4 protein-coding genes and 2 pseudogenes are annotated in these 4,545 nt (G+C 57.3%); 4 read left to right on the forward strand and 2 right to left on the reverse strand.

The genetic code is table 11. The annotated features are described in order from the left end of the window. Positions 1 to 170 precede the first annotated feature (170 nt). Positions 171 to 1,076 carry a LysR family transcriptional regulator gene (locus JTP94_RS24840; protein WP_204853097.1) on the reverse strand — a complete coding sequence of 302 codons (906 nt, stop codon included), beginning with the start codon at positions 1,074 to 1,076 and terminating at the stop codon, positions 171 to 173. 120 nt (positions 1,077 to 1,196) lie between these two features. Between JTP94_RS24840 and JTP94_RS24845 the strand changes: the two genes are divergently transcribed. From JTP94_RS24845 to JTP94_RS24860, 4 genes and pseudogenes are all read left to right on the forward strand, one after another. After that, entirely contained in the window at positions 1,197 to 1,619 is a 423-nt protein-coding gene (locus JTP94_RS24845; protein WP_204853098.1) for a DoxX family protein, read from the forward strand. Between the two features lie 57 nt (positions 1,620 to 1,676). Beyond that, entirely contained in the window at positions 1,677 to 2,537 is an 861-nt protein-coding gene (locus JTP94_RS24850) for an NmrA family NAD(P)-binding protein (RefSeq protein WP_246755302.1), read from the forward strand. A 418-nt stretch (positions 2,538 to 2,955) separates the two neighbouring features. Continuing rightward, entirely contained in the window at positions 2,956 to 3,252 is a 297-nt protein-coding gene (locus JTP94_RS24855) for a hypothetical protein (protein WP_204853102.1), read from the forward strand. Positions 3,253 to 3,771: 519 nt separating this feature from the next. Further along, positions 3,772 to 4,177, forward strand: a pseudogene (locus JTP94_RS24860) (MgtC/SapB family protein); the annotation flags it as partial. Positions 4,178 to 4,409: 232 nt separating this feature from the next. Here the strand turns inward: JTP94_RS24860 and JTP94_RS24865 are convergent. After that, positions 4,410 to 4,545: pseudogene (locus tag JTP94_RS24865) on the reverse strand (transglutaminase family protein); the annotation flags it as partial.

A 4,545-nucleotide genomic window follows, 5' to 3' on the forward strand; every position in this document is an offset into this window, starting at 1 on the left:
GTCGCTGCGATCGGCGGCCCGCCGGAAGATCCGATACACAAAACCCCATAGCTCAGAGACTGCCGACCGCGGGTTCCTGCATGAGAGGCTTTCGTACGCCTGACGGCACCCGAAACCCTTCACCATATCCGCCGTTCTCGGGCAAAGTGAGTCGTCCCGAAAGCGGCCATCTATTCCAGATACGGCGTTAGCACATCTTCGATCCATTTCATGAATGCGCGGACTCGACGCGACAGATTGCTCCGATGTGCTACGACGAGGGACACCGGGATCGCCCGGCGACGAAAATCGGGCATGATCTCCACAAGCGCTCCACTCTCAAAGTATTGGCCAATCCCCAAGAGCGGTGCCTGAATTAAGCCGAGGCCGGCGAGGGCAGCGGCGTCGTAGGTCTGCGCGCTGTTGACGTGTAGCGCACCTGGCAACTGAAGCGTCGCGTAGCTGTCGCCATCCGGATATTCCCATCCATAGGGTCTTGCGCCCAGTATCGTCGAAAAATGAATTGTCCGATGCCCCGGGCGCTGGAGATCTTCTAGCGATCGAGGGACGCCATAGCGCACCAGATAGGTGGGACTGGCAGCGTTGACCATGCGCAACAGGCCCAGTGGGCGGACAATCAGCGTCTCGTCCCTGATGGGACCAAGGCGTAGTACACAGTCGAACCCCTCTTGAACCAGATCAACTTGCCGATCCGTACTCGACATCTCCAGCTCCAACTCGGGGTGAGCTGCCATGAAATCCGGCAAGGCCGGCACGATCGTTGTGCGCGCCACCTCGGTCGGAAGATCGACCCGCAAACGCCCGCGGAGTGCCACGCGATCGCCTGCGAACATCGAGTGTAGGTCATCCACTTCAGCAAGCAGATCGCGGGCACGGACATGAAATGTGCGTCCGTCCTCCGTCAACTGCACGCTGCGCGTCGTCCGGTGCAGGAGCCTGACACCGACATCTTCTTCCAGCTTCCGGACCGCCATTGAGGCCCTCCCTTTTTGGATGCCTAGGCTATCGGCTGCGCGGGTGAAGCTCCCCATTTCCGCGACCGTTACGAATATGAGGATAGGTTCGAGATTCTGCATTTTCGTGCCCCGGTATTGTTCTCCTCTGAGAGAACGGTGAGTTCCTTTCCTCGATGTTTATCATACCTGAGAGACACAGTAAGTTCCGAATATTGGGATCCCCCCATCGGAGAATGACAAGTGTCCGAAACTATGAACCTCCATCAGGAGCCTGAAGCTATGACCTTGCATCGCGCCCTGTGGGCCGGCCGCATAATGAGCGCGATTGTCGTTATCGCTCTGGTGGCAGACGGTACTATTCAGCTTTTCGCACCGACACAGATTGCGAGCATGTTGCAGGAAACCGGGTTCGCGATGGACCTGACCCGTATCGTGGGTCCGATCATACTCGCCTGCGGCATCCTTTACGCCATTCCGGCCACCGCCGTCCTCGGTGCGATCCTGGTGACTGGCTTTCTGGGAGGTGCCATCTGCGCCCATGTGCGCATCGGTGAGTTGGGGTCGCCGCCGGAACTTATTTCCCTGCTTTTGGGCGCGATGACATGGGGCGGCCTCTATCTGCGCGATCCCCGTATCCGGGCCATTTTGCCGCTCATCCATTGAACCAACAGTGGCATTGTTCTGTCCCTAAAAATCAGGAGAATACGCATGTTTTTAGTAATGGGAATTACCGGAAAAGTCGGTGGTGCGACGGCACAATATCTGTTGGCACAAGGCAAGAAAGTACGCGCGCTCGTCCGCAATCGCGAGAAGGCGGCTAACTGGGCGAACCAGGGCGTGGAACTGGTAGACGGCGATTGGAATGATTCAGCAGCCATCGAGCAAGCGCTCAAAGACGTGGAGGGAGCGTTCGTCATGTTGCCGGCTGTCTGGGCGCCCTCGCCCGATTACAAAGAAGCAAAAGGCGTGATTGCGAACTATGTCGAGGCGCTGACCAAGGCAGCGCCGCCGCGAGTGATTGCGCTTTCGTCGATGGGCGCGAACAGAACCAGCGGGCTCGGGATGATCACGGCCTTGTCGCTTCTGGAGCAAGGTTTTCGCGACCTGACATCCCCAACCGCATTTGTGCGCGCAGGCGGCTTCTTCGAAAACTTCCTCTACGGCTTGCAGGTCGCCCAGGGCGGAACGCTGCCGGTCTACTACAATCCGACAAACCGGAAATCGACCATGGTCGCGACGAACGACATCGGCGCGGAGGTCGCAACCCTTTTGACCGGGCCTGCATGGTCAGGGCAGCGCGTCGTCGAGCTTGGTTCGATGGTCACCGCGGATGAAGTCGCAGAGCAATTGGGTGAAGTCCTGAAGCTCGACGTGAAAGCCTTTGCGGTCCCGCGTGCAGGTTGGGCGGAAGCGTTCGAGCAATTAGGTATCCCCAAGGGCCACACCGGACCTGCCGAAGAAATGTATGAGGCCGTGAATGCGGGATGGATGGACCTCGGAGCCGAGGGTACGGAGCACATAGCGGGTACGACGTCCGCACGCGATGTATTCGAGGCCGCGCAGAACGCTGCCAAGGCCTAAGTCCGGGACGGATTAGGCATGAGACGGAGCCTGCCCGCTTCTGCCTCGGCGGCGGTGTGGGAAGCATTCAAAAGCGCAAATCGACCCAATCCGACCATTGGGCGCTGGTGGAAGCCCGCCACGAACGCAGCTGTGAAAAATGCCCCGCTCCGGATGAAAAGAACTGCGTTATCCGCTTAAGGAAAGTGATCGTTGGCAAACCTGGGCCAAGCCCCATCTCATTTGTTCTATAATTGTTCCCGCCTTGAAGGAGAGCCAAACGTTGACAAAAGTGCATCTGATGCGCAGACGAAATAAGAAGCGCGACTAGCGAGCGGTCAAGTCTTGCCAACATCGCCAGTCGCATAGAAAATGCATCTTATTAGTGCTTAGAGAAAGAAGGAAAGCACTTTAGTTTTTAAGGTCGGAGAAGGGACCGATGCGCCGCTACCATCATCTTGTCGAAGGGGTGCTCCAGCCGGAAGAGATCGACAATCTTCAAAGGGTCTTCAATGCTGTGATCGCCGAGCCGTGGTTCAATATGAACGAATTGAACCACGAGGCATTCGCCGCAGACGTCATCAAACTCTACCGCAGGGGAGTAGTCGATCTTGAAAGGCTTCATCATCTCGCCACGCTGGCAGCGCTTGCCCATTTTAGCCGAGACATGCCTGAGGAAAAGCAAAAGGCGCTGAAGCTCCTGCATGATTTGCAAGGTGATTTAGGGGAAGGGTAAGGCCCGAGATCACTTGCAGGTGAGGTTTGCTACGGAGTGATTGGGCAAACCTCGTTGCGGCCGCCTACTCCGTCGAGGTGGACTGTTTCCGGGCCTGATAGGTGGTTTGCCCAAGGTTTTCCTACAGGGCAAACCTGAAATTGGAATTTTACCGGGAATGTCGCGAGCACCAGACATAGTAGCCACGAGATCTTAGAAGAGGTCCACAATTCATTTAATCGCGGGCGGTGGAGCTGACGGGCCGGTGGTTCATCTCCTCTCAAGAGCAACCATTTGCAGCTTTCCTTGAGCAAGTCGTCAAATTCATCCGGATGGTGGAATCGAAAGCCCAAATTCGAAGGTCACCAACGACAGACTCGCTGTCAGCTTTTGTGCGGCCTTCCTAGCATAACTTTAGACCGATTGAGGATGCAGCCGCGCTTCCTCGGCAAAGCCCGCTTTGGCGCGGAACAAAATTCTGCCTACCCTGTTCTTTCAAGAGAAAACCGTCGTAAGCGAGAGAGACTGCGGGAGGATGTCATGCCGAACGCGATGGATCTTATGTCAACGGATCCGAGCTGGTTGAATATCTCTATTCGCCTGCTGTTGGTGATCGTCGCCGGTGCCTTTATTGGGGTCAATCGTGAGGTCGGGGGGCCACGCGGCCGGCTTTCGCACCACGATTCTGGTCGGTCTGGCGGCATGCCTGACGATGATCCAGGCCAATCTTCTGCTTTCCACCTTGGGTAAAACACCGCAATCGTTCGCTTCGATGGATGTCCTGCGCTTTCCACTCGGCGTGCTCACGGGCGTCGGTTTCATCGGCGGCGGCGCTATTCTCAAGCGTGGTGATCTTGTCACAGGTGTGACGATGGCTGCGACTTTGTGGATCATGACGGCTGTTGGGCTCTGCATCGGCGGTGGCCAGCTTGTCGTGGGTTCGGCCGGCGGGATCGGGAACAGTTCCGCAGCTGCTATACGAGACGATAGTACGTCGCCAGTAACATTCCCCCAGCCCAGATCGAGGGTCAGGGGAGACCTGAAATGGAGCCCAGACCGCATGGCCTTTGATCGACGGTGGAAACCACGGCGCTTGTCACTGATGGCCGAATTCTTCGTCCCACATCTAGGCTCACTCACGGACACCGCGTGCATGTGACCATTCCGAATGGCCACGTCTAAGTGGCGTCGGAAATTTCCTCTGTCACAACCTCGAACCGCGACAAAGTTGCGGGGCCGAAGGCAGTCGTGAGCGCCACATCGGTAGCGTCCCGGCCCGTCGCCATCAGGATACGGCCAATGCGCGGCGTGTTA

Origin of the sequence: Martinezella lusitana (assembly GCF_016901135.1) — a bacterium.
GTDB lineage: Bacteria > Pseudomonadota > Alphaproteobacteria > Rhizobiales > Rhizobiaceae > Rhizobium > Rhizobium lusitanum_D.

Coding starts and splice junctions, on each gene's coding strand:
- JTP94_RS24840 (WP_204853097.1), bottom strand. CDS start 1,076: ATGCAGAATCTCGAACCTATCCTCATATTCGTAACGGTCGCGGAAATG.
- JTP94_RS24850 (WP_246755302.1), top strand. CDS start 1,677: ATGGGAATTACCGGAAAAGTCGGTGGTGCGACGGCACAATATCTGTTG.
- JTP94_RS24855 (WP_204853102.1), top strand. CDS start 2,956: ATGCGCCGCTACCATCATCTTGTCGAAGGGGTGCTCCAGCCGGAAGAG.